The 26,009-nt window shown below is 30.5% G+C and carries 25 protein-coding genes; 10 read left to right on the forward strand and 15 right to left on the reverse strand.

All coding sequences use genetic code 11. The annotated features are described in order from the left end of the window. Window positions 1–7: 7 nt before the first annotated feature. Together metG and AJN60_RS05180 are read left to right on the forward strand one after the other, a co-directional pair. Window positions 8–1,894, forward strand: a complete 1,887-nt coding sequence (gene metG / locus AJN60_RS05175; RefSeq protein ID WP_070286012.1) for a methionine--tRNA ligase — start codon at window positions 8–10, stop codon at window positions 1,892–1,894. A gap of 3 nt (window positions 1,895–1,897) precedes the next feature. After that, window positions 1,898–2,839 (forward strand): hypothetical protein, encoded by a 942-nt coding sequence (locus tag AJN60_RS05180; protein WP_002867484.1) that lies wholly within the window; start codon window positions 1,898–1,900, stop codon window positions 2,837–2,839. Here the strand turns inward: AJN60_RS05180 and AJN60_RS05185 are convergent. After that, on the reverse strand, window positions 2,831–3,283 hold the full coding sequence (locus tag AJN60_RS05185) for a methylated-DNA--[protein]-cysteine S-methyltransferase (RefSeq protein ID WP_070286013.1): 453 nt from the start codon (window positions 3,281–3,283) through the stop codon (window positions 2,831–2,833). The genes AJN60_RS05180 and AJN60_RS05185 overlap by 9 nt on opposite strands. 54 nt (window positions 3,284–3,337) lie before the next feature. Between AJN60_RS05185 and AJN60_RS05190 the strand changes: the two genes are divergently transcribed. Genes AJN60_RS05190 through trmA form a run of 5 tightly spaced genes read left to right on the forward strand, consistent with a single transcriptional unit; the run spans window position 3,338 to window position 10,728 of the window. After that, window positions 3,338–5,884, forward strand: coding sequence for a bifunctional aconitate hydratase 2/2-methylisocitrate dehydratase (locus AJN60_RS05190; RefSeq protein ID WP_070286014.1), 2,547 nt, complete (start codon window positions 3,338–3,340; stop codon window positions 5,882–5,884). A 59-nt stretch (window positions 5,885–5,943) separates the two neighbouring features. Next, on the forward strand, window positions 5,944–7,182 hold the full coding sequence (locus AJN60_RS05195; protein ID WP_070286015.1) for an ankyrin repeat domain-containing protein: 1,239 nt from the start codon (window positions 5,944–5,946) through the stop codon (window positions 7,180–7,182). Beyond that, a complete protein-coding gene (locus tag AJN60_RS05200) occupies window positions 7,179–7,928 on the forward strand; it encodes an SDR family NAD(P)-dependent oxidoreductase (RefSeq protein WP_053872917.1) in 750 nt (249 codons plus the stop codon). The genes AJN60_RS05195 and AJN60_RS05200 overlap by 4 nt, the downstream gene beginning before the upstream one ends. After that, window positions 7,925–9,658, forward strand: a complete 1,734-nt coding sequence (locus AJN60_RS05205) for a Na+/H+ antiporter NhaC family protein (protein WP_070286016.1) — start codon at window positions 7,925–7,927, stop codon at window positions 9,656–9,658. The genes AJN60_RS05200 and AJN60_RS05205 overlap by 4 nt, the downstream gene beginning before the upstream one ends. Continuing rightward, window positions 9,655–10,728 (forward strand): tRNA (uridine(54)-C5)-methyltransferase TrmA, encoded by a 1,074-nt coding sequence (gene trmA / locus AJN60_RS05210; RefSeq protein WP_070286017.1) that lies wholly within the window; start codon window positions 9,655–9,657, stop codon window positions 10,726–10,728. Before AJN60_RS05205 ends, trmA begins: the two co-directional genes overlap by 4 nt. On the opposite strand, the gene AJN60_RS05215 is transcribed toward trmA, so the two are convergent. After that, on the reverse strand, window positions 10,715–11,131 hold the full coding sequence (locus AJN60_RS05215; RefSeq protein WP_002861471.1) for a membrane protein: 417 nt from the start codon (window positions 11,129–11,131) through the stop codon (window positions 10,715–10,717). The two genes, trmA and AJN60_RS05215, sit on opposite strands and share 14 nt — an antisense overlap. 118 nt (window positions 11,132–11,249) lie before the next feature. Here AJN60_RS05215 and AJN60_RS05220 point away from each other — a divergent pair, with 118 nt between their 5' ends. Then, window positions 11,250–11,663 carry a CoA-binding protein gene (locus AJN60_RS05220; RefSeq protein ID WP_044779272.1) on the forward strand — a complete coding sequence of 138 codons (414 nt, stop codon included), beginning with the start codon at window positions 11,250–11,252 and terminating at the stop codon, window positions 11,661–11,663. Beyond that, complete coding sequence (gene ilvA / locus AJN60_RS05225) at window positions 11,663–12,874, forward strand: threonine ammonia-lyase (RefSeq protein ID WP_044779273.1); 1,212 nt, start codon at window positions 11,663–11,665, stop codon at window positions 12,872–12,874. The genes AJN60_RS05220 and ilvA overlap by 1 nt, the downstream gene beginning before the upstream one ends. Here ilvA and truA read toward each other — a convergent pair. The 7 genes from truA to glmU are packed head-to-tail and all read right to left on the reverse strand — an operon-like array spanning window position 12,871 to window position 19,117. Beyond that, window positions 12,871–13,596 carry a tRNA pseudouridine(38-40) synthase TruA gene (truA, locus tag AJN60_RS05230; protein WP_072223932.1) on the reverse strand — a complete coding sequence of 242 codons (726 nt, stop codon included), beginning with the start codon at window positions 13,594–13,596 and terminating at the stop codon, window positions 12,871–12,873. The genes ilvA and truA overlap by 4 nt on opposite strands. After that, the gene (locus AJN60_RS05235; RefSeq protein ID WP_070286018.1) at window positions 13,593–14,618 is read right to left on the reverse strand and encodes an LptF/LptG family permease; all 1,026 of its coding nucleotides are present in this window, start codon (window positions 14,616–14,618) and stop codon (window positions 13,593–13,595) included. Before AJN60_RS05235 ends, truA begins: the two co-directional genes overlap by 4 nt. Further along, window positions 14,618–15,394 carry a prepilin peptidase gene (locus AJN60_RS05240; RefSeq protein ID WP_070286019.1) on the reverse strand — a complete coding sequence of 259 codons (777 nt, stop codon included), beginning with the start codon at window positions 15,392–15,394 and terminating at the stop codon, window positions 14,618–14,620. Before AJN60_RS05240 ends, AJN60_RS05235 begins: the two co-directional genes overlap by 1 nt. Next, window positions 15,391–16,059: a polyprenyl diphosphate synthase gene (gene uppS / locus AJN60_RS05245; protein WP_044779276.1), complete on the reverse strand. Its 669-nt coding sequence runs from the start codon at window positions 16,057–16,059 to the stop codon at window positions 15,391–15,393. Before uppS ends, AJN60_RS05240 begins: the two co-directional genes overlap by 4 nt. Before the next feature lie 3 nt (window positions 16,060–16,062). Next, a complete protein-coding gene (locus AJN60_RS05250; protein ID WP_044779277.1) occupies window positions 16,063–16,680 on the reverse strand; it encodes a hypothetical protein in 618 nt (205 codons plus the stop codon). Further along, window positions 16,677–17,831, reverse strand: coding sequence for a bifunctional phosphopantothenoylcysteine decarboxylase/phosphopantothenate--cysteine ligase CoaBC (gene coaBC, locus AJN60_RS05255; RefSeq protein WP_070286020.1), 1,155 nt, complete (start codon window positions 17,829–17,831; stop codon window positions 16,677–16,679). Before coaBC ends, AJN60_RS05250 begins: the two co-directional genes overlap by 4 nt. Continuing rightward, the gene (glmU, locus tag AJN60_RS05260; protein WP_070286021.1) at window positions 17,828–19,117 is read right to left on the reverse strand and encodes a bifunctional UDP-N-acetylglucosamine diphosphorylase/glucosamine-1-phosphate N-acetyltransferase GlmU; all 1,290 of its coding nucleotides are present in this window, start codon (window positions 19,115–19,117) and stop codon (window positions 17,828–17,830) included. Before glmU ends, coaBC begins: the two co-directional genes overlap by 4 nt. Window positions 19,118–19,260: 143 nt before the next feature. Here glmU and fliP point away from each other — a divergent pair, with 143 nt between their 5' ends. Continuing rightward, window positions 19,261–19,995 (forward strand): flagellar type III secretion system pore protein FliP, encoded by a 735-nt coding sequence (gene fliP / locus AJN60_RS05265; protein ID WP_002861462.1) that lies wholly within the window; start codon window positions 19,261–19,263, stop codon window positions 19,993–19,995. A gap of 15 nt (window positions 19,996–20,010) precedes the next feature. Here the strand turns inward: fliP and AJN60_RS05270 are convergent, their stop codons facing one another. The 6 genes from AJN60_RS05270 to AJN60_RS05295 form a co-directional block, all read right to left on the reverse strand. After that, window positions 20,011–20,781, reverse strand: a complete 771-nt coding sequence (locus AJN60_RS05270) for a transporter substrate-binding domain-containing protein (protein WP_002861461.1) — start codon at window positions 20,779–20,781, stop codon at window positions 20,011–20,013. Between the two features lie 93 nt (window positions 20,782–20,874). Continuing rightward, a complete protein-coding gene (locus tag AJN60_RS05275; protein ID WP_070286022.1) occupies window positions 20,875–22,119 on the reverse strand; it encodes a Cj0814 family flagellar-dependent secreted protein in 1,245 nt (414 codons plus the stop codon). An 86-nt stretch (window positions 22,120–22,205) separates the two neighbouring features. Continuing rightward, window positions 22,206–22,925 carry a 3-deoxy-manno-octulosonate cytidylyltransferase gene (kdsB, locus tag AJN60_RS05280; protein ID WP_052805543.1) on the reverse strand — a complete coding sequence of 240 codons (720 nt, stop codon included), beginning with the start codon at window positions 22,923–22,925 and terminating at the stop codon, window positions 22,206–22,208. Beyond that, window positions 22,922–24,334: a threonine synthase gene (thrC, locus tag AJN60_RS05285; RefSeq protein WP_002852451.1), complete on the reverse strand. Its 1,413-nt coding sequence runs from the start codon at window positions 24,332–24,334 to the stop codon at window positions 22,922–22,924. Before thrC ends, kdsB begins: the two co-directional genes overlap by 4 nt. Then, complete coding sequence (locus AJN60_RS05290) at window positions 24,331–25,257, reverse strand: tetraacyldisaccharide 4'-kinase (protein ID WP_070286023.1); 927 nt, start codon at window positions 25,255–25,257, stop codon at window positions 24,331–24,333. The genes thrC and AJN60_RS05290 overlap by 4 nt, the downstream gene beginning before the upstream one ends. Before the next feature lie 3 nt (window positions 25,258–25,260). Further along, on the reverse strand, window positions 25,261–26,001 hold the full coding sequence (locus tag AJN60_RS05295) for an NAD+ synthase (protein WP_070286024.1): 741 nt from the start codon (window positions 25,999–26,001) through the stop codon (window positions 25,261–25,263). Window positions 26,002–26,009 lie beyond the last annotated feature (8 nt).

Genomic DNA, 26,009 nt, shown 5'->3' on the forward strand with positions numbered 1-26,009 from the left:
GAAAAAAATGCGTTATATTACAACACCAATTTATTATGTAAATGATGTGCCTCATTTAGGTCATGCTTATACTACCATCATAGCCGATACTTTAGCAAGATTTTATCGTTTGCAAGGACATGAAACAAGATTTCTAACAGGAACAGATGAGCATGGACAAAAAATCGAAGAAGCTGCCAAACTAAGAAATTTCACTCCTCAAGAATATGCTGATAAAATCAGTTTTGAATTTAAAAAATTATGGGATGAATTTGAAATTACCTATGATATTTACGCAAGAACAACTGATACAAGGCATATTGAATTCGTTAAAGCTATGTTTTTAAAAATGTGGCAAAAAGGTGATATTTATAAAGATGAATACGAAGGACACTATTGTATTTCTTGTGAAAGCTTTTTTACTCAAAGTCAGCTTATCAATGATTGTTCTTGTCCAGATTGTGGCAAACAAACTAGAATTTTAAAAGAAGAAAGCTATTTTTTCAAACTTTCAAAATATCAAGATAAAATTTTACAATGGTATGAAGAAAAAGATCCCATTCTACCAAAAAACAAAAAAAATGAACTTATAAATTTTATCCAAAGTGGCCTTAAAGATCTTTCCATTACAAGAACAAGTTTTGATTGGGGGATTAAACTGCCTCAAGAAATTAATGATGATAAACATATTATTTATGTATGGCTTGATGCACTTTTTATCTATATAAGTTCTCTTGATTTTCAAAGCAAGGGAGAAAATGCTAAATTTTGGCCCGCGCATGTGCATTTAGTAGGAAAAGATATCTTGCGTTTTCATGCCATTTATTGGCCAGCTTTTTTAATGAGCGTGGATTTGCCTTTGCCAAAATTTATAGGTGCACATGGCTGGTGGACTAAAGAAAGTGAAAAAATGAGCAAATCTAAAGGCAATGTTGTAAAACCTAAAGAAGTGGTTGATGCCTATGGAAGTGAAGCTTTTAGATATTTCTTGCTTAGAGAAGTGCCTTTTGGTAATGATGGGGATTTTAGCGAAAATATGCTGATAAATCGTATCAATGCTGAACTCAGCAATGAATTTGGAAATTTACTTAATCGCATTATAGGTATGAGTACAAAATATTCTCAAGGAAATATTTCAAAAGAAGGTGTTTTAAAATTTTACAATGCTGAATTAAATCAAGCAAAAGAACACTTAAATTTAGCAGTAGAATTTTTAGAAAACTTACAGTGTAATCGTTATTTAGAAGAACTTTTTAAAGCCTTAAGTGTGGCAAATTTAGCCATTAGCAAATACGAACCTTGGAATTTAATCAAAGAAAACAAACACGAACAAGCTAATGCTTTAGTGGCACTTTGTGCAAATATTTTAGCCAAAACAAGTCTTTTGCTAAGCCCTGCTCTACCAAAGTCTTGTCAAAAAGTAGCTTTGGCTTTAAATTTTGAAATTTCGTCTGTAAATTACGCAAAAATGATACTTGATAATGAACTTTTAGATTTTAAAGCAAATCCTTGTGAAGCTTTATTTCCAAAAGTAGAAAAAGCTCTTTTAAAACAAGAAATTAAAGAAGAAGCTAAAAAAGAAGAAAGTCCTAAAATAAAAATCGATGATTTTGCAAAAATTGAAATCAAAGTTGCTAAGGTACTTGATTGTCAAAATATAGAAGGGAGTGAAAAACTTTTAAAATTTCAACTCGAACTTGACAATAAAGAAATCCGTCAAGTACTCTCAGGCATAGCAAAATACTATAAAGCCAGTGATTTAATCGGTAAACAAGTTTGCATTATAAGTAATCTTAAAAAAGCTAAAATTTTTGGACATGAAAGCGATGGTATGATACTTTCTGCAAAAAGCGGAGATAAACTTGTTTTAATCGCCCCTGAACAACTTGTACAAAACGGTTCTTTAGTAGGCTAAAATATGCAAATTAGCAATTTAGGCGAACTTTTAAACGCAACGCTCATTCATGAAGGTAGCGTTTTAAGTGTGGAAGGTTTTGCCATAAATTTAAACGAACTTAAAGCAGGCTTTGCCTTCTTTAATAACGATAAAAAAGAAATTACCCAAGCTGTAAAAAAAGGCGCTTATGCTATAATTACAGAAAATGACATTACTATTGAAGATAAAGACATTTTTTACTTTAGAGTAGAAAATCTAGAACAAGCTCTTGTAAGATTTTTACGCTTTTTTTGTGAAGATAAAGAATGTGAATTTTTACTTTTTAAATCTTACGAACTAAGTCTTTGCAAGGCTTTTTATTTTAACATTTTAAAAGGAAATATTTTTGCTGATTTTGAAAAACTAATCAAAGCAAAAAAGGGTGAAATTTTTTGCTACTGTGAAGAAAATTACTTAAATAAACTTTGTGCTTATTCTCATAGTCTAAAAGACGCTAATTTTACCTTATTATCGCGATCTAGCTTCTTTTTTACAACTTTGATTTGTGAAAATTTATATTTTAAAAATCTTAATTTACCTTTTTTTTACGCAAATAGTTTTGCAAAAATTATTTCTTTTTTAAAAGAAAAAAATCAAAAAATAATATTTGACTTTAATAAGATTGATGATTTTAAAATTTATTTTATTGATGATAAATTTGAAATCACTCCTTTTGGTTCAAGCTCTCAAGCGTTTATTGTAAGCAACAACCAAAATACCTTTGAATTCTGGAAAGAAAAATTTAAAAACATAAAAGACTTTAAAATTGCTTCTAAAAATTCTTTATTTTGTGATTTTTCCTATAATCAACTTTCAGATTTAAGAAAATTAAAAAATTTTAAATATTGTTTAATTCTTGAAAATTATGATATTTTTGAACAAGAATTTGAAAACAAAGAAAATCAAACCCCAAGCTTATTTTAAATTCACTCCTTCATTTTCAAGCAAAAATCTTTTTATTTCAAGCCCTCCATTATATCCTCCTATGCCATTGCTTGCAATAACTCTATGACAAGGTATAAAAATAGGAATTTGATTTTTAAAATTTGCATTTCCGACAGCTCTAAAAGCTTTTGGATGATTAATTTTTTCTGCTATATCTTTATAAGTAGCTATTTTACCATAAGGAATTTTCATTAAAGCCTTATAAACCTTTGATTCAAAATCTGTGCCTTGTATCAAAACAGGAATGCTAAATTTTCTAAGCTTATGAGTAAAATATAAATCAAGTTCATATTTTGCTAAGTCAAGCAAGCTACAATTTTTTTCTGATCTTTTATTATCACACAAATCGACTCTAGTTAAAAATTTTCCATCACTATGTAAAGATAGGTAACATAAAGGCATTTTATAATAAACTTTAAACATTTTTTATCCTTCAAAGAGCTACAATTATAATAAAAAATATTTAAGGAGTAGAAAATGTCTTTTATGCAAGAATACAATAAACTTGTTGAAGAAAGAGCCGCTTTGGGTATACCACCCCTTCCTTTAAATGCAAATCAAACTAAAGAACTTTGTAAACTACTTGAAAATGAAAATAATGAAGAGCTTGCAAATCTTTTAGAAAATAGAGTAAATCCTGGTGTTGATGATGCAGCTTTAGTAAAATGTGAATTTTTAGATTCTATACTTAAAGGCAAAATCAGTGCTCCAAATATAGACAAAAAAAGAGCCTTAAGAATGCTTGGAACTATGCTAGGCGGATATAATGTTAAAGTTTTAATTGATGCCTTAAAAGATGAAAACATAGCCAAAGATTCTGCAGAAGTGTTGAAAAATATTATTTTTATTCATGATAATTTTCATACCATAGCTGAACTTAGCAAAAACAATCCACACGCTAAGGAAGTTTTACAAAGCTGGGCAAATGCGGACTGGTTTAACAAAAAAGAAAAATTACCTCAAGTGATTAAATGTATAGTTTTCAAAGTAGCAGGTGAAACAAATACCGACGATCTAAGCCCTGCAGGAGATGCTTTTACAAGAAGCGATATTCCTTTGCATGCAAATGCCATGCTAAAGGTAAGACAAGCAGGATCCTTAGAAAAAATCAAAGAGCTTAAAAAAAGCGGTCGAGAAGTAGTTTATGTAGGTGATGTTGTAGGAACAGGTTCAAGTAGAAAATCAGCAATAAATTCTATACAATGGCATTTAGGAAAAGAAATAGAAGGTGTGCCAAACAAGCATAGCGGTGGTATAGTAATGGGTTCAACTATAGCACCGATTTTCTTTAACACTGCTCAAGATAGCGGGGCTTTACCTATCATCTGTGATGTAACAAACTTAGAAATGGGCGATGAGTTTGAAATTCATCCTTATGAGGGAAAAATTATAAAAAATGACTCTACAATTGCAGAATTTACACTCAGTCCAAACACTCTCTTAGATGAAGTTAGAGCAGGAGGAAGAATCCCACTTATCATAGGTCGCGGGCTTTGTACTAAGGCTAGAGAATTTTTAGGAATGGAAAGTGAAAATATCTTTACCAAACCTGAACAACCTAAATCTTCAAGCGGTGGTTATACCTTGGCTCAAAAAATGCTAGGTCGTGCCTGTGGAGTTGAAGGCGTGCGTCCAGGTATGTATATAGAACCTATAACTTTAACTGTAGGCTCTCAAGATACCACAGGTCCTATGACTAGAGATGAAATTAAAGAACTTGCAAGCCTAGGTTTTAATGCAGACTTTGTGATGCAAAGCTTTTGCCATACAGCTGCTTATCCAAAAGTAAGCGATTCAAATTTACATAAAACCTTGCCCAATTTCATGACAAGTCGTGGTGGGGTAAGTTTAAAACCAGGTGATGGGGTTATTCACTCTTGGCTTAATCGTTTTGTATTGCCAGATACCGTAGGAACGGGTGGGGATTCTCACACACGCTTTCCTATAGGAATTTCTTTCCCTGCAGGAAGTGGACTTGTGGCTTTTGCTGCAGTTACTGGTTCTATGCCTTTAAATGTCCCTGAAAGTGTTTTAGTGCGTTTTAGCGGGGAATTACAAGCTGGAGTTACCTTAAGAGATTTGGTTAATGCTATACCTTATTATGCAATCAAACAAGGACAACTTACCGTTGAAAAGAAAAATAAGAAAAATATTTTTGCAGGAAAAATTTTAGAAATAGAAGGCTTGCCAAACTTAAAAGTCGAACAAGCTTTTGAACTTAGTGATGCAAGTGCTGAAAGATCTGCAGCTGCTTGCAGTGTGGATTTAAGCATAGAAAGTGTAAGCGAATATATCAAATCCAATATTTCTTTAATTGAAGCTATGATAGAAGCAGGATATGAGAATAAAGCTACTCTTGCTAGAAGGGCTGAAAAAATGAGAGAATGGCTTAAAAACCCTACTCTTTTAAGAGCAGATAAAGATGCAAAATACGCTTATATTATAGATATTAATCTTAATGACATTAAAGAGCCAATCCTAGCTTGTCCAAATGACCCTGATGATGTGGCAACCTTAAGCGAAATTTTAGCCGATGATAAGCGTCCAAAAAATATAGATGAAGTTTTTGTAGGTTCTTGTATGACAAACATAGGACATTATAGAGCTTTAGGAGAAATTTTAAAAGATAAAGGCATACTTAAAACCAGACTTTGGGTAGTGCCTCCAACAAAAATGGATAAAGCACAACTTACTAATGAAGGTTATTACAGCATCTTTGGTGCAGCAGGTGCTAGAATAGAAGTTCCTGGTTGTTCTTTGTGTATGGGTAATCAAGCTAGAGTAAATGATGGAGCTGTAGTTTTCTCAACTTCTACAAGAAATTTTGACAACCGTATGGGAATGGGTGCTAAAGTATATTTAGGCAGCGCAGAACTTGCGGCAGTTTGTGCGATTTTGGGTAAAATTCCAAGCAAGGAAGAATACTTACAAATTGTCAGCGAAAAACTAAGTGATGAGCATAAGGCAAATATCTATAGATATTTAAATTTTAATGAGATTGAAAATTTCAAACTTGAAAATTAATTCAAATTTAATACTTATTTGGATTAAATAACAAAATTAAAATTTTCAAAGGAAAAATATTGAAGTTATTATTCACTTCCTTTTGTTGTTTTGCAAGTTTAATGGCTAGCGATGCCATTAACTGCGACAACATTAAAAATAATAAAATATTGCTAAATAAAAGTTCAAATTTAGATTATTTAAATATAGCTTCAAGCTGTAAAGAATCTTTAAAAAATCAAGATTTTACAAAAAAACTCTATGCGATTTCCAATGAAATTCGCGGAAGCAATAGCTCTTGTAATGGTGTGGCTTATTTGCCCAAATTACAACAATTTGATTTTTTATTATTAAAAATAGCTATCGATCCCATCGCTTATCAAAAAACTTTAGATACACCCGAAAATTTAGAAAAAAAATATGATATTTTAAAATCTTATTTTAGATATTGGGCATATCAAAGTATAGGAAATTTTAGACTTTACAAAGCTTTTTGGAAAGAATATAACAATGCTATAGAACCTTTAGAAAAGTATTTTGAAAGTAATTTTAATTTTGACAAAGGTAGTAATATTTACTATACTAGCAATGCCTTAAACGAATTTTTAAATTGGGCTGTTGGTGAAACAAAAATTTACAAAGACATTAGTCCTTTAGCAAAAATCATGTCAAATAAAAATTATTCGGTATCTTATATACAAGATTTTATTTTTTCAAATAATCCAAGCCAAGATGATCTTACGATAGCCTTGCAAGCAGCGCTTCTAAATCAAAGAGAAAAAGAAATTTTAGAACTTTTGATTCGTTTTGGTGCTAGAATTGACGAAGGTTATGAAAGTGCTATTTTTTACGCATTGGAAAATTATGAAAATACAAATTTTTTAATCCAAAATGGAGCAAATGTTAATCAAGCCAATGCCTTTGGTAAAACCCCGCTTTTTTATGCCATAGAGTTTAATCGTCTTGATATCATAAAACTACTTCTTGATAATGGAGCAAATGTTAATCAAAAATATATTAATAACAATGAAAAATTAGCATTAAGTGCGAACATAGGTTCAAATACGCCTTATTTTATTACATTTTGTGCTCTAGAGCACACTTCAAAAAATGTTTTAATGCATGCTGCAACCTATGGCAATGTTGAAATTTTAAAACTTCTTATTTCAAAAGGAGCAAATTTTAATGCTGTTGATGATCTTGGTTTTAATGCGCTTGACTTTGCACTATCAGCAGGTAAAAAAGAAAATGCTGATTATCTAAAAAGCTTGGGTTTAAAAGCAAATGAAAATCTATTTTACGGAGATAGTTTAGAATGAAAACCGCATTTATTACAGGAGCTAGTTCAGGTTTTGGTAGAGCTTGTGTTGAAGCTTTTATACAAGAAGGCTACAAAGTAATCGCCCTTGCTAGACGCAAAGAGCGTCTAGAAGAGCTAAAAAATGCTCATAAAGATAAGATTTACACCCTTTGCATAGATGTAAGAAATCAAAAAGAAATCTTTGGGGCTATTGAAAATTTACCTAAAGAATTTCAAGAAATTGATGTGCTTTTTAATAATGCAGGCTTGGCTTTAGGGGTAGATGAATTTGATAAATTAAACCTTGAAGATATTAACACTATGGTAGATACAAACATCAAAGGGTTTTTATATGTTGCAAAAGCTGTTATTCCTATACTTCGTAAACAAAAAAATGCTTATATTTTTAACTTAGGTTCAGTTGCGGGACGCAATCCTTATTTTGGAGGCAATGTGTATTGTGGAACCAAAGCCTTTGTAGGACAATTTTCATTGGCCTTAAGAAATGATCTTAGAGGAAGCAATATCAAAGTAACAAACATTGCTCCAGGACTTTGCAAAACTGAATTTAGTGAAGTGCGTTTTAAAGGAGATATCCAAAAAGCTGATGCAGTGTATGAAAATACGCAATTTATCAGTGCTAATGATATTGCCAAAGTAGTAATGTCTATCATTAACCTACCAAGCCATATTAATGTTAATGAAATCGAGCTTATGCCGGTAACACAAACTTGGAATGGATTTTATATAGAAAGAGATGAATGAATAAATTTTTAGTTTTATTGTTTTTACCTTTAGTTGCATTTGCAAACTCCTCAGAAGCAGCTGCAAATGCTAATTTGTTTGGAGCTTTTACGCTTATACCACCTTTAGTTGCTATTGCTTTAGCCTTTATCACAAAAGATGTTATTTTATCACTCTTTGCTGGGGTTTTAAGCGGAACTTTTCTACTTAGCCTTTCTGTAAATATTTTTAAAGCACAACATTTAGCTTTTGTAAATTATTACAATACCGCAGTAGAATCTTTTTCAAAGATTATTTCTTACATCTTAGGCTCAACTTCAGATCCAGTAAATGCAGGAATCATTTTGCAAATTCTTTGTATAGGTGGTCTTGTAGCACTTATCACAAAAATGGGTGGTGCAAAAGCTGTAGCATTAAAATTTGCCAAAAGAGCCAAATCAGCTGTATCAGCTCAAGTTAACACTTGGTTTTTAGGGCTTTTAATATTTTTTGATGATTATGCTAATTTACTGATCGTAGGTCCAATTATGCGTCCTTTGGCGGATAAATTTAAAATTTCTCGTGAAAAATTTGCCTTTATTATCGATTCTACTGCCGCTCCCGTAGCAGGAATAGCTGTAATTTCTACTTGGATAGGCTTAGAAGTTTCCTTAATTAAAACCGCTTATGAACACATAGACATTAGCGATATTAGTGCTTTTGGAATTTTTGTCGAAACCATACCTTATCGTTTTTATAATATCTTCATGCTTTTTTTTGTAGCCATGACTGCAATCATGGGACGTGAGTTTGGTTCTATGTACAAGGCTGAAGTGCGTGCAAGAACCACAGGACAAATTGCACCTCTACCTAAATCAGGCATACTAGATACTGCTGAATTAGAAGATCAGTTTTTAGCGCCAAAAGAAGGTATTAAAATTCGTGCTTTTGATGCTATTGTTCCTATTTTTACTTTAATCATTTTAGCTATATTAGGATTTTATTTTAATGGACTTAGCACTTTAGAAGGCGAAGAACTTGCAAAAGCAAGCGCCAATCCTTTGTCTTTTGAAACTTTTAGGGCTGCTTTTGGAAATGCTGATTCTTCTGTGGTGTTATTCCAAGCTGCTTTGTTTGCTGCTATTGTAGCGATTTTTATCGGGGTGCGTCGTAAAATTTTCAATCTTAAAGAAGCGGTAGAAACTTGGATATATGGCTGGAAAACCATGATTTTTACCATAGTATTGCTTTTATTTGCTTGGTCGCTTTCAAGTATAGTAAAAGATCTAGGAACTTCTTTATTTATCACTAGTTTACTTGCAGATAAATTGCCTGAGTTTATTTTGCCTGCTACTATTTTTGCTTTTGCTTCAGCCATTTCTTTTGCCATAGGAACAAGCTATGGAACTATGGGGATTTTAATGCCTTTGGCTGTGCCTTTAGCTCATGAAATCGCCAAAATCAATGGTATGGATGCAAATGCTATGCATCATTATATGGTTATTAATATAAGCTGCGTTTTAACAGGTGCGATTTTTGGAAACCATTGCTCACCAATTTCAGATAATGTAATCCTTTCATCTATGAGCGCAAAATGCGATCATATGGAGCATGTAAGAACACAAATTCCTTATGCTTTATTTATCTGTGGTATTTCTTTAATCGCTGGATATATTCCTGTATCTTTAGGACTTAGTGTTTGGCTTGTCTTGCCTTTGAATTTCATACTTATTGCGCTTTTACTAAGACTCATCGGAAAGAAAGTTCCATGAGTCTTGAAAATTTTGGAAATTTTCTTACTTTAGATGAAAAACACTCTTTCATAAAAAAATATTTTAAAGAATTTTATACAAAGGAATTTAAACTTTTTGCCTCAAAAGATAAACATTATCGTACAAGAGCTGAACTTTCATTTTATCATGAAAATGATACGCTTTTTTATGCAATGTTTGATCCAAAAAGCAAAAAAAAGTATATTATAGAATATTTAGATTTTGCTGATGAAAAAATTTGCGCTTTTATGCCAAAACTTCTAGAATGCTTGCGTCAAGATAATAAATTAAAAGAAAAACTTTTTGGCGTGGAGTTTTTAACCACAAAGCAAGAACTTAGCGTAACTTTACTTTATCATAAAAATATAGAAGATATAAAGTCAAATTTAGAAAATTTAAGCAATATTCTTCATATCAACCTTATAGCAAGAAGTAAAGGCAAAAAACTTATTTTTAAAACAGAAAATCTAAGACAAACTTTAAATATTCAAGATAGAAAAATATTTTATGAATTTAACAACGATTGTTTTATTCAGCCTAATACTGCTATAAATGAAAAAATGATTACTTGGGTATGTGAAATTTTAAGCACTCAAAAAAGAATGGATTTACTTGAGCTTTACTGTGGATATGGAAATTTTACTTTAGCTTTAGCACCATTCTTTTTTAAAGTTTTAGCCACTGAAATTTCAAAAAGCAATATTAATTTTGCTTTAAAAAATTGCGAGCTTAACAGTGCAACAAATATCCGCTTTGCAAGACTTTCAAGCGAAGAATTAAGTCTTGCTATCAAAAAAGAAAGAGAATTTTTTCGTTTAAAAGATATTCGATTAGATGATTTTAATTTCTCTCATGTTTTAGTTGATCCACCCCGTGCAGGACTTGATAAAAGCGTAATTGACTTAATAAAAAAATATGAAAATATTATTTATATTTCTTGCAATCCTATCACTTTAAAAGAAAATTTAAAAGAATTAAGTCTAACACATAGAGTGGAAGAGTTTGCTCTTTTTGATCAATTTGCCAATACTCCACATCTTGAATGTGGAGTATTTCTTAGCAAGGTATAAAAAAATAATTCATTAATTTAGCCAGTATTACTATCGCGATACAAAGCACAAATACAAAAGGGTGGATAAAAGCACCAAGCGGGTTTTTCTTCTTTAATATAAAATGACAAAATAAAGAAAAAACAACTAAAGATAAAATTCCAAAAGCCAAAATAATTTTTATAGCAAAAAGTAAATTTAAAGGTTTAAAATGAAAACCTGCCAAAGCACCTCCGCTTAAAAAAAGCAAAAGAACCACAAAAGGCATTATTTTAACCCCGGTAGCACTAAAAAGACTTTTGTCAAAATTAGGATTTTTCTTTTTAACTACACCCAAAACAAATACATCAACAAACAAATAACCTATAAACAAAATAGCACAAAGAAGATGGATTGTTAAAGTATATGGATAAAATTCTTCCATTTTTCCCTCCTTATTAAACTTCGGAATTTGCTATATTATAACACTTTTTTCATTTTTTGAATTCACTTTAATTAATTTTTTAATCATTTAAGATAAAATACCAAAACAAAGGTTAATAATGAATGAAAAAGAAACTATCTCTTATATTATAAATACAAGTAAAAATATTGCCATATTTTCTTTAAGTCCAGATAAGACAAAAGCTTCTTATAGGGTAGCAGAATTTTTACAAAGAAAAAATTATAAAATTTTTCCTATTTATCCTAAAGAAGAGTTTGTTTTAAATGAAAAAGTTTATAGAAATTTGGATCAAATAGAAGAAAAAATCGATACACTTATACTTTTTAGAAAAGGCGAAGTGGCACTAGAAATTCTTCCTAAGCTTGTTGAAAAAAATATTAAAAACCTATGGCTTCAACTTGGTATTAGTAATGAAACAGCCAAAAAAGAATGTAAAAAATTAGATATAAATTTTATACAAAATCGTTGCATTATGTTAGAATATCCGCATTTTAAAACAAAGGAAAAATAATGTTAGAGCTTAATAAAATTTACAAAGCAAAACAACAAATTTCAGGGTTTGTAAACAAAACTCCTTTCATATACTCTTCTTTTTTAAGTGATATTTGTCAAAGTGAGATTTATCTTAAAAATGAAAATTTACAAATTACAGGTGCTTATAAAATTCGTGGAGCTTATAATAAAATAGCCAATCTTAGCGCTGAACAAAAACAACATGGAGTCATTGCCGCAAGTGCGGGAAACCATGCTCAAGGCGTGGCCATTAGTGCAAAAAAATTTGGCATTAAAGCGGTTATTGTAATGCCAGAATCCACTCCGCTCTTAAAAGTTTCTGCTACAAAAGCCTTAGGAGCAGAGGTGATACTCAAAGGGGATAATTTTGATGAATCCTATACTTTTGCAATCTCTTATGCTAAAGAAAATAATCTTAGTTTTATCCATCCTTTTGAAGATGAATTTGTAATGGCAGGACAAGGAACTTTGATGCTTGAAATGCTTGATGAAATAAGTGATCTTGATATGATTATCGCACCTGTTGGAGGTGGAGGACTTATAAGTGGTATCGCAAGTGCAGCTAAACAAATCAATCCAAACATTAAAATCATCGGCGTTGGAGCCAAAGGAGCTCCTGCAATGTATGAAAGTTTTCATGCTAAAAAAATCAAAAATGCAAAAAGCGTACGCACTATAGCCGATGGTATTGCTGTGCGTGATGCAAATCCTATTAATTTTAATATTATTTTAGAATGCGTAGATGATTTTATCCAAGTTGATGATGAAGAAATCGCTAATGCGGTATTGTTTTTACTTGAAAAACATAAAATCATAGTTGAAGGCGCAGGAGCTGCGAGTGTAGCCACCCTACTTCATCAAAAAATAAATACACAAAATCATAAAAAAATTGGCGTAGTTTTAAGCGGAGGCAATATCGATGCACAAATGCTAAATATCATCATAGAAAAAGGTTTATTTAAATCTTACAGAAAAATGCAAATTCATGTTACTTTAGTAGATAAACCTGGGGCATTATTACACCTTACAGACAGCTTAAAAATAGCCAATGCAAATATAGTAAAAATCGACTATGATAGATTTTCCACCAAGCTTGATTATGGCGATGCGATGATTTCAATTACCCTAGAAACCAAAGGCAAAGAACATCAAGAAGAAATAAGAAAAATTTTAACCCAAAAGGCGTTTAATTTCTATGAAAGTTTTTAATAACATATACGGCTTAAATAAAGCCCATTTGGCGGTGCTAAAAAGTGATTGTATTGCTTTTTAGCATCAATCTGTTCTTTGAGTTCTTTTTCACTCATTTTTCCTTCTAAAACCTTTAAAACACTTGCTACACTTAATCTAATTTGCCCTCTTAAAAAACCATTAGCTTTAAAATGAAAAATGCTAAAATCTTTATAAGCATAAGCTCTAGCAATAAAAATTTCTCTTAAAGTCGTTTTATTATCTCCTCCACTTTTGCAAAAAAACTTTAAATCCTTTTTTCCCACAAAAAAACCCAAAAGCTCATTAGCCTTATCTAAGTCAAATTTAGGATAAAAATGTACATAAGAAGCCATAAAAGGACTATAAGAAGAGTGAGAAAATATATAGCGGTATTCTCTACTTTTTACATCAAATCTTACTTCAAAATCATCTTTTACTTTTTCAATTTTTTTGATATGGATAAAAGGATGGGAAAATTTATTAAGCTGTTTTTGAAGATATTCTAAATTTACAAAATGATCTCCACACTCCACACTAGCTACAGCATAGCTTGCATGCACTCCTTTATCTGTACGAGAAGCCATCAAAAGAGGTGAAAAAATACCCAAATGTGATAAAGCCTCACTTAAAGCATCTTGAACACCTTTTTTATGAGGCTGAGTAGCAGAACCTAAAAAAGCAGAGCCATCATAAGAAAATATAATTTTTATTTTCATCAATAACGACTCAAAATCATTTTCTTAAAACAATAAGCCGAAACAAATAAACTTAAAGAAAAAATTCCAAGGCAAGCCAAAATTGGAGGTTGAGAAAAAGAACTTAAAAGTCCAAAATATATAGCAATCACTCCAAACATACCTAAATACACATAGCCTTTTTCATAACGATAAGTAACCAAACCAAAACAAAGCGCAAAAAGCGTACTAGCAAGTGGAAACAAGGCTATAGTTGCATAAATCACAAATTCTCTTGCTCTTTGTGGATTTTCGTTTAAATCATTCCAGTATTCATAAAATTTCTTTGTTTGAAGATTGTCTGTATTAAACTGAGTATTTACTACTAAAGTGTCAAATTCTCCACTAAAAATACTTTGGCCTTGCTCAAAATTATACATTTTGCCTTGATTTAAGCTAAAAGCAAAGCTATCATCTTTTCTTTGCACATGCGCTTCTTTGGCTATGATAAGTTGTTCTTTATCATCTGCTTTATGTTTAGGGCGATACATAATTATGTTTTCATACTTATCACTATCTTGTTTTTCTATAAAAATCATCCAGTCTAAAAATTTTTGTCCAAATTCTCCTGTTTTGTAGTTAAATTTCACTTGAGTGCTTTTATAGTTTACAAAGTTATCCTGAAGTTCAAATACTATAGGTATCATTACCAAAGCCACAACAAGCATAAAAGCACTAATCAAGCTTGCAATTTTAAGGAAAAATTTTGCCAAAATCATTGGTGAAAATCCCAAAGTAAAAAGCACTATGCTTTCATTTTCCTTGGAAAGCCTAAACAAAGCCAAAGTTAAAGAAATAAAAAAAGATATAGGCAAGGTAAAAATTAAAATTCTAGGCAACATAAATCCATAAAGCTTTAAAAGATCCAAAAAACTAATCTCTATACTTGAAGTAAGTTTTGCAAGTTGAATAAAAAATACCATAGATACAATAGCAAAAAGTACGAAAAATATAGATAAATTCGTACTTAAAAATTGATTTAAAACATATCTTAAACTAAGCTTCATTAGAATAATCCTAAGTTTTTATAAAATAAAACTGCCACAAAAGCGATATTTAAAAAGGGTATCATAGCAAGTTCTTGCTCTTTTATTGCTTTAATTTTAAAAAAAATAAAAAAAGGCAAAGTTAAAATAGAAGCTATAAATAATACTAAAAATCCATACTCAAAACCTAAAATTCCACCCATACAAGACATAATGATAATATCAGCATCACCCAAATTTTCTAAAATTTCATCTTTTTTTTGGAAATTCATTAGAAAAAAAACTAAACTTTTTAATAAAAAAACAAATCCTCCAAAACTAAAAGCATTTAGCAAAAAACCTCTGCTAAACTCTTTAAAAATCAAAAAATGTAAAATTTCACTTTCCCTAAAGGCGTAAAAAAAAGCAAATAAAAAAGCGCTCCAAAGTAAGATTTGTGGTACGGCTTTGAGTTTAATATCAATTAAAGAAAGCAAGAAAAGATTAAATAAAAATAGAGATAAAAATAAAAAATCATAAAAATTTTGACTTAAAGAATAAACCAAAATAAGCAAAATTATGCCTAAAATTTCATTGATTAATAAAGAAATAGGTAAATGACATTTGCAAGTTTGACATTTTGCCTTTAAAAAAACATAAGAAAAAATAGGAATAATTTCATAGTATTTTAATTTTGTATCGCAAGAAAAACAAAAAGAGCGCGAGATAAAAAAAGGTTTTTTTTCAATTATCCTACTTGCCAAACTTGCGCAAAAAGAACCCAAACAAGCCCCTAGAATTATTATGAAAAGTATCATTTTCCAAAAGTTCTTTCTCTATTTCTAAATTCTTTAATAATCCTTTTAAATTCTCTCTTGGTAAGAGATGGAAATAAAGTTTCACTAAAATAAATTTCAGCATATGAACACTGCCAAAGTAAGAAATTTGAAAGTCTTTTAGCATTTCCAACGCGAAGCATCAAATCCACATCTAAAGGTAAATCTAAATTTTGCGTTAAATTTTCTTCATTTAGCTCAAGTTTTTTTTCGATCACACGCTTAGCAGCTCTTATAATTTCATCTCTTGCACCATAACTTATAGCCAAATTAACACAAAGTGCGTCACAATGCTTTGTTTTTTCTTCAACTAAGGTAATTTTTTCTCTTACTTTATATTCCAAACGCGATAAATCACCTATAGCTCTTAAACGCACATTATTTTTTTCAAATTTTTCTAAAGCTTCATCTAAACAACGATCTAAAAGTTCAAAAATAAAATCAATTTCATCTTTAGGACGCTTCCAATTTTCCGTACTAAAAGCAAAAAGGCTTAAATTTGAAATATTTTCTTCCATGCAAACTTCCATCAATTTTTGCATAGTTTTGACTCCTTGGGAATATCCAAGTTTTGCCAAAAAACCCTTAGCCCTAGCCCAGCGCCTATTACCATCCATAACAACAGCAAGGTGTTTTAATTCATTCATTTTTCATCCTTTAAAATCAAAAAGCCTTTTGAAAACAAACAAAGGTTCAATCTTGTTTTCTTGCGATACATTAAAATCTAAATGTTCGTTTAAAAATTTTTGTACCTTGGCAAAAGGTGTAAAAACGCTAACACCTTGTGAATCTATCAAAATTTTCAAAGCTCCAAAAACACTAAAATATAAGTAAATTTCTAAATATTTTGCTCTTTTACGCATTTGAAACAAACAAGATTTATTTTCAAAGATAAAAGGAATATGATAAATATTTTCAAAACTTGCAAAAAGCATTTCTTTTAATATCTGATAACGCTCTATATCTTTACAATCTAAAAGATTTTGTATGATGAATTTTTTATAAGAAATTTTATTCTCTAAAATAGCGATTATCAAAGCCAATCCCTCTTCAAAAGGTTTGAAATTAGGACGCTTTGAAAGATGTTTAAATTGTATAACTCCACCATTTTGCATATAAAGTTCAGCTAAATATTCAGCGCCAATTTCAAGCTCTATCATGCTTTTGGTTTGAATCTTTTTGTGATTTAACAAAAGCGTATAGTGTCCATAGCCTGATTTAGCCAAAACTTTCATTTGTATAGGCAAGGTAGAATTAATCATACTCATAATTTTTCACACCATTTTACTAATTCAAATGCCAATTTTTCCTTGCTTTGTAAGGTGCTTTTATTTTCATTATTTAAAGTGATAAAATAAAGTTCATTTTGATCGCTTCCAAAATAATTTTTTTGATCAATGATATTAAGACAAATCATATCAAGTTGCTTATCTTTTAAAGATTTTTTCGCATTTTCTAAGGCATTTTGAGAATCAAATTCCATCTTAAAACCTATCTTTTTGCCTTGAAATTTGCAAGTTTTAAGCAAATCTTCATTTAAAGATAGATGCAAGTTTAAACCCTGTAAATGCTCATTTTTTTTAATTTTTCCTTTTACACTTTGAGGGATAAAATCACTCACTGCAGCCGTCATAATCAAAAAATCATGACTTAAATTTTTATCCAAAAGCTCTTTTAGATCCTTAGAACTTTCAAATTTGCAAAGCTCATAAAGAGTATCAAATTCCACAGAGCTTAAAAGTTTTACCCTAGCTCCTAAAAAATAAAAAGCATCAGCTATGGCTTTTGCCATTTTTCCACTTGAAAAATTACTCACACAACGCACATCATCAATTCTTTCTCTTGTGCCACCACCTGTGATAACTACGCTTTTATCGCACCAAAACTTTTCTTTTAAAAGTTCTCTTTTACTAATATTAAAAATATCCTTAACTTCAGCTAAGGCTCCTACGCCTTCATCTTTACAAGCTAAAACTTTACAAATAGGCTCTATAATCAAAGCTTTATTTTCTTTAAGCATCTTTAAAGAATTTTGCGTGCTAAAATGATGAAACATATTTGTATTTGCCGCAGGAGCTATGATAAGAGGTTTATTTGCTGCGATTAAGGTTTGGATAAAAAGATTATCCGCTATACCAAAAGCAAGTTTATTGATAGAATTAACACTTGCAGGGGCAAATAAAACAAGGTCTACATCCTTGCTAAAAGCTATGTGATTGTTTGAGTTTTGCCAACTTTCATTTTCCTCGCATAAAACTTCATCAACTAAGGCTTCAAAACTCATTTTGCTAGCAAATTTTAACAAACCATTAGAAAGCAAAACTTTTACCCTAAAGCTTTCTTTTTTAAACAAAGAAATAAGCTCGTAAGATTTATAAAAAGCTATACTGCCACTAATGGCTAAAAGTATGGTTTTCATTTTTGAAATTTCTTGTAATAATAATCTTTTACCATCTTATGCCCTGCTCTATTGATAAATAAAGCACCTTTTTCTACATTAACACTTACTGTGCTTCCTGCTGCTATGATTACTTCATCTTCGATTTTTACAGGTGCGATAAATTGCGTATCCGAACCTACAAAAACATTTTTTCCTATGATGGTTTTATACTTTTTTACCCCATCATAATTACATGTAATAGTCCCACAGCCTATATTGGTTCCACTATCTATCTCACAATCTCCTAAATAACTCAAATGTCCTGCTTTTACGGTATTTAACTTGGCATTTTTGCATTCTACAAAATTTCCTATATGAGTGTTTTTTAACTCACAATTTGGACGCAAATGTGCCAAAGGCCCTACATCGCTATTTTCTACGATGGAATTTTCTATCACGCTTGAACTTTTAATAATGGAGTTTATAATCTTACTTTTACCCTCTATCCTCACATTTTCATATACTTCGCATTCGCCTACAAATTCAACATCTGCGCCTATAAAAGTGCTTTGCAGTAAATGAAAAATCACACCCTGTTGCATCCAGTGTTTTTTAATTTTTTCTTGCATGAAATTTTCAGCTATGCTGAGTTCAAATTTATCATTAATCCCCATAAATTCATCTTCATCTACAAAAACCGCTTTAATCATCACATCTTTTTCTTTTGCTAGTTTTACAATGTCGGTTAAATAATACTCTTTTGCCGCATTATTATTATCAATCAAAGGTAAAAGCTCTTTTAAAAGCCTCGAGTCAATCACATAAACCCCAGCATTGCAAGTATTTATCTCTTTTTCTTGCGTATTTGCATCTTTAAATTCAACAATTTTTTCAACGCTATCGTTTTTTATCACCACTCTACCATAACTTTTAGGATCTCTTGCTTTAAAAACTGCTAGATTTAATTTTGCATTATTACCCAACAAAGCTTCCAAACTTGTTTGCTCAACCAAAGGCATATCGCCACAAAGAATCAACACTCTTTCATTTTTAGGCTCAAACCCCCTTAAAGCTCCCGCAGTTCCTGGATAATTTTGCAAGTCTTGCTCTAAAATTTGTGTTTTTGGAAAATGTTCTAAAATTTCTTTTTCAACGCGTTCTTTTTGATGCGATAAAACTACACTTACATCATCACTTAAAGCAAAAGCCTTTTTTAAAATGTGTAAAATCATACTTTTTTGACAAAGCTCTTGCAAAACCTTTGGCTTTTGTGATTTCATTCTAGTGCCTAATCCTGCCGCTAAAATCAAAATAGAAGTTTTCATTTTTTACCTTTGTTATTAAGAAGTCTAAAAGACTATTTTAGCAGTTTAAAGTTAAAATCCTAATACCCTTAAACTAGTTTTTAGTCATCAAAAGATAAAATTTAAATTTCTTTAATAAAAAACAAAAAAAAGGTTTTTAAATTTTGAAAAAAATATTATTATTTTTACTTTTAAGCATGAGCTTATTTGCTGCTGAAGCAACTATCCCTACAGTAAATTTAAGCTTAAGTGCACCCAATACACCTAATCAGCTTGTTACTACTTTAAATATAGTGATTGTTTTAACCATACTTGCGCTCGCTCCAAGTATAGTTTTTGTTATGACTTCTTTCTTGCGTCTTATTGTGGTATTTTCATTTTTGCGACAAGCTATGGGGACGCAAAGTATGCCACCTAACACTATTTTAGTAACCTTGGCTTTAATTTTAACTTTTTTTATCATGGAACCTGTAGCTACAAAATCCTATAATGAAGGTATAAAACCTTATTTGGCAGAAAAAATAGGCTATGAAGAGGCTTTTATAAAAGGAGTAAAGCCTTTTAAAGATTTTATGCTTAAAAATACTCGCGAAAAAGATTTAGCCCTTTTTTATCGCATACGCAATCTACCCAATCCCAAAACCATAGATGATGTTCCCCTTACGGTTTTAGTTCCTGCTTTTATGATTTCAGAGCTTAAAACCGCTTTTGAAATAGGGTTTTTAATCTACCTACCTTTTTTAGTCATAGATATGGTTGTAAGCTCAGTTTTAATGGCTATGGGTATGATGATGCTACCTCCTACTATGATCTCTTTACCTTTTAAACTCTTAATTTTTGTATTAGTGGATGGATGGAATTTGCTAGTGCAAAGGCTTGTGGAAAGCTTTGTAACCTAAGAAGGAAAATCCTTCTTAGAAAAAGAATTCTAAATTATTCTTTTTAAAAGTATCTTTAACATCTTTAAGATATTTTTCTCCTAAAGAATCAAAAAGCCCATCTTTTTTGCTTTCTGCAATAAATTCATCAAGCTCTTTTTTAAGTTCTGCATTACCTTTTTGCACTGCTATACCCCAAAATTCAGGATTTTCTTGAAAAGGTGCCAAAATGGCTCTAGTTGTATCTTGATGTTTTTGCCAAGTGCGATAAATCGTAAGTTGATCATAAAAAAATCCATCAGCCTTACCTTGAATCACTTCCAAAATAGCAGCATTTTCTTTATCAAATAAATTAATAGTTGCATTTTTTAAATTTTTAACCGCATATAAATGCCCTGTAGAACCACGCTTTAAAGCCAAAACTTTGCCCTTTTTATCTAAATCTTTGATATTTGTAATATCAGAGTTCAAAGGAGTTAAAATAGCCAAATTTGCCTTAGCATAAGGAATGCTAAAATCCACCACTTTCTTTCTCTCATCGGTAATTGTCATAGAAGATATGATAAGATCTATCTTGGCCGTTTTTAAAGCAGGTATCAAACCATCCCAAGCGATATTTTTTACTACAAGTTTATAGCCGTTTTTCTTTGCAAAAGCTTCTAAAAAATCCACACTAATTCCACTTGCTTTGCCTGTTTTATCGCTCATTTCAAAAGGCGGATATCCAAGCTCCATTCCTACAACCAAATCTTTTGCACTCAAATTTAAAGCAAAAAAAGAGATAAAAATCAAAATAATTTTTTTCATAATTTCCTTTCAAAATTTTTTGTAAAAAAATTATACTAATTTTATCTTATTTTGTTATTAGCAATTTGTTTCAAACTTAAAAAATTAAAACTTCTAAACCCTAGTTTGTCCTATAAGATTATTAAGTCTATCCATTATATTATTTACAAAAGAATTTATACTTTCATTACTTGCTTTCCAACCATTAGCTTTTGCTTGATGAAATTCTCTATCAAAAGAGATTCCACTGCCTACGTATATATTTTGCCATTTAACTCCTTTTTCCATTGCATAAATACCTGCATCAAGCCAACCCTCTTGTGCATAGCCTTTTAATAAACTTGCAAAATCAACTTTTCCTGTCATAATGTCATCTAAGGAAACGCTAAAAGAAGGATTTGCTTTCATTTCTAGCTCAAGTTTTGCTTCACGAACTTTTGCTTCAGGACTAAAAACAACTTGATTTGGAGATGGAAAAGGCGGATAGGATTTTAAAAAACTCATAAACAAAGCTTCTTTAAAATAGCTTCCATCTTCATTTTTTGGATAAACTGACATATCAGGATTAAAGTCACCTTCAATTGAAGGATCTTGCTCCATACTTTGTGGAGAAAAGTCAAGTTTCATAAGGTTCATATCCAAACCCATAGTAGAATATTTAATCGCTTGTGCTTCGTGAAATTGTTCCGCATTAAATATATTTTTTACAATTTTTTCATTGTCTTCATTATTAATATAATTTAATCCTTTAGGCAATTGTTCTAAATCTGCTTTGCTAAAACTTGTTTTATCATTTGGAAATGCACTTATTACTTGATTAAAGCTATTATAATAGGATTTAACAATAGAAGCCATATCAAAACTATTATAATAGTTTCCACTAGTTTCATCAGCCATACCATTTTGATTAAATCTCTCTATCTCATCCAAAGTAGATTTATGTATCTTAAAATCTTCAGGAAGTCCCGCAGCTTTATTAAAATCACTTCCCATATAACCATCTTTATCTACACTATAACCATAGGCTGTATCAGTGTTTAAATCTACTTGTTTATATTTTAGAGTATAAATAGAGTTTTTAAATTCACTAGATATATCATAATTAGGAGAACTTGTCTTACTACTTATACTAAAATTAGTATTATTGCTAGTATTTGTTGTATTAGTAGAATTTAATATTTCACTTCTTGCTAGAGTTTGTGAATTTTTACTTTCTATATCACTTAACTTGCTGGCATTTTGTTTTAAAAAAGCATTAGCAAAACTTATTTTAGAATTTTCTTTACTTTCTTTATTAGCTTTTGCTTGTGAAAGTATAGAACCATAGTTTGAGTTATCATTGATGCTAAAGATACTCATATTAATTCCTTAATTTAGATTTTTCTGCCTTCAACCTAAATATATTAAAATAATATAAGCAAGATCTGTTCCGTTTTGGGGTGGAGTTATTTTTCTAAATAAATTTTTAAAGCCCTTTTATAGTCTTCTTTAGTATCAATCCCCATGCTTGTTGTTGAAATTTCAAGCATTTTGATTTTTTTACCATTTTCTATAGCTCTTAATTGCTCTAATTTTTCCGCTCTTTCAAGCGCAGAACTTGATAAAGAACAAAACTCCCTTAAAGCTTTGACACTATAAGCGTAAATGCCTAAATGCCCTTTAAAACTTTCCTCGTAATTTTCTCTTTCATAAGGGATTTTAGCTCTTGAAAAATACAAGGCATACCCTTCTTTATCGCAAAGCACTTTAACCAGATTAGGATCCATAGCTTCTTCTTGAGTAATTTTTTTATAACAACTCGCCATAAAAGCTTTTTTATCCAAGCAAGAACTTGCAAATTCTTTAAATTTTAATAAATTTTCACATTCTATAAAAGGCTCATCAGCTTGGACATTGATAATAATCTCATCATCTTTTAAAGCTAGTTTCTTACAAGCTTCATTAATCCTATCCGTACCACTTTCATGATCTTTGCTTGTTAAAACCGCATTTAGACCATATTCTTTAGCGATACTTAAAACCTTTTCATCGTCTAAAGCTATACAAACTTCATCTACACTACTTACCCTTCTTGCAGTAGCCACAAACATAGGCACTCCACCTATATCACATAAAATTTTCTCATGAAAACGACTTGATTTTAATCTTGCAGGGATAATAATCATTTTTGCATCCAATCTAAAATTTCTTTTTTTATATTTCTGGCTTCAAATACCTTTTCATCGCTATTTTTCAAATCAAATAAAGCCAAAATTTCATCTTTAACTTGGACATTAAACTCTTTAGCTATAAATTTTAAATCTTCTTTTTCATTCTTAGAATCCCTATCATATAAAGCTTTTATCATACTTGGAGTAAATTTTGTCCATTCTGCTGTAGAAGTGATAATGCTAGGTTTTAAAGGATCAAGCATTTTAAAACAAGTTGCGGTATGCGGATCGATTAAAATCTTGCTTTGTTTGATAAATTGCATACATTCTTCATCGGTGCAAAAATCCGCCTCAAAATCTTCTTGCAAACTTTGTAATTCTTCTTTTTCAAGTTTAAAATATCTCTCATTTTTTAACAAATTCATCAGTTCTTTAGTTCTTTTATCTTTAAATTTCGCAAACAAAAGTCTTTCGATATTAGATGAAATAAGTATATCCATAGCTGGAGAAATAGTCTTCTTAAGACTTTTTTCACGCAAATCATAAACGCCCTGATTAAAAAATTCACTCAAAATATTATTCGCATTTGAAGCGATTTTGATTTTTGAAATTTTAGCTCCCATTTTTTTAGCATAAAAAGCCCCTAAAGCATTGCCAAAATTTCCACTTGGAACGATGATTTGTACTTCTTCTAAAAACTCATTAAAAAGTTTTAAACTCGCATAATAATGATAAATAATCTGAAATAAAATACGTCCAAAATTTACGGAATTTGCTGCGCAAAGCTCATAATTTAAAGCTTTAATTTCATTTTGAAAATCTTTAGAAAAAAGCAATTCTTTTAAAGTGCGTTGCGCTGCATCAAAATCCTCATCTATAGCAAAAACTTTCAAATTATCCTTATCTAAAGCTCGCATTTGCAACTCTTGAACTCCACTTGTACCACCTTTTGGATACATACAAGCTACTTTAACATTTTTTGCATTTTCAAAACTTTTTAAAGTTGCAGGCCCTGTATCGCCGCTTGTAGCACAGATAATTAAAATATTTTTATCCTTTGAAAATTCGCTTAAAAGCACGCCAAAAGGCTGTAAAGCCATATCTTTAAAAGCTCTTGTAGGCCCATGCCAAAGCTCGTTAATATAGGTTTTTTCAGAGATTTTTTGCAAAGAAATAGGTGTATTTTTATCATCAAAGCTTTCATAACTTTTCAAAGCCTTTTTAAAAAGCTCTTCTTCGCCAAAACCAAAACTTTCTATAAGCTTTAAAGCAAAATCTTTATAAGACAAATTGGCATATTTTTCTCCTTCAAAAATAGGCAAATTTAAAGGTGAGTAAAGCCCTCCTTCTGGGGCGTTTGGGTTAATCAAAGCTTCTTTAAAACTTGATACATTATTTACATTTCTACTCTCGACCAATTTCACTGTTTAAACTCCTTGATATAAGTTTTTATTTTTTCCCTTAATGAATCTTTTAATTCTATATTTAATTCTATAATTTGACATTTAAAACCAAAATCTTTAACTTTAACAAAATCCTTAAAAGTAAGCATTAGTGTATCGCAATTATGTTTTTTTAGCAAATTTTCTAATTCTTCTTTTTTAAATTCATAATGATCTTTAAAAAAATAACAAGCCCTTGCTTTGATAAAATGCTCATACAATCTAAAAGGTTTAGCAATAGCAGTTACCAAAACAGCCTTTGGATTTTCTTTTACAAAAGAATAACGCAAAAAATCCCTGCCTTCTAATGCAATAAAATCAGCTCTTTTTTCATAAAATTTTGGCAAACGATAAGCTCCACTTGGCAAGGTAAAATTAAAATAAGGTTTGATTTTGCTTTCAAGCAAAATATCAAATTTTTTAATATGAAATTTAGAAAAAGCATCATCAAGCACAACGATTTTAGCTCCCAATTCAAAGGCTTTTTCAATACCTTTTACCCTATCTTCACTCACAATCACACCTTTGATATTTTCTTCAAAAGCATACTCCATAGCTTCATCGCCACTTTGTGCTAAGGTGCATAAAATTTCATTTTGATTTTTAACAACAAACAAACCTTTAGACTTTCTTTTATAGCCTCTAAGTACTATAAAAACACCATCAAATTCCCTTGCTATAGCTTTACAAAGCGGGGTTTTTCCATTACCTCCAAAACTTAAATTACCAACGCTAATAACAGGCTTTTTAAAAACTATTTTTTTACGAAAAAAAGTATTTAAAATCGCAAAAAAAGCATAAAGCATACTTAAAGGTAAAAGTATAAAAGCAAGGCATTTTTGCCAAAAATTGGGCTTAAAAAAATAATTATCAAGCCAAAGTTCATAATTTTTTTCTTCACTCATTGTTTAAATTTCCAAAATTTCGGGCATTTTTCCCTTAAAAGCATTTTTTTGCATGCGATTTTTTAGCATAGCAATCAAAGAAGGATCCAGTGTTTTTAAAAGCTTTTCATCATTGTTTTCTAAGGCTTTTAAACCTTCATCGATTTTTGCATAAGAAAAACCTAAATCCGCCTCATCGCTTTGATTTTCCCAAAGATCCGCACTTGGAGCTTTTTTGATAAAATTTTCATGCAAATTAAGGTATTTTGCTAAGGCATAAATTTCACTTTTATAAAGCGATCCTATAGGATTAAAAGCACAAGCTAAATCTCCATAAATCGTACCATAACCCAAAAGTAATTCGCTTTTATTAGAAGTGCCTATGACTAAAGAATTTTTCAAAGCAGAATAATCATAAAGCAAACTCATTCTAATGCGAGCTGCAAAATTTCCTAACGATACTAGAGTAGTATTTTCACTTTGCTTTATAAAAGCATCTAAAATGCTTTGAATTTCTATGATTTTATATTCAAGATTTAAATCCGCACAAAGCCTTAAAGCATCTTCGAGATTGGCTTTATTTGAAATTTGAGTTGGCATTAAAAGAGCAAAAACATTCTCTTTTAAAGCTATTTTGCAAAGCGTTGCTACTAAAGCAGAATCAATCCCGCCACTAAGCCCCAAAACCACACCTTGACTTTGAGAATTTTTCACTTTTTCTTGTATAAAATCACACATTTTTTCTGTTATCTTTTGCCAATCCATAAAGCTTG

It is taken from the genome of Campylobacter sp. BCW_4323 (assembly GCF_001763115.1).
Classification (GTDB): domain Bacteria; phylum Campylobacterota; class Campylobacteria; order Campylobacterales; family Campylobacteraceae; genus Campylobacter_D; species Campylobacter_D jejuni.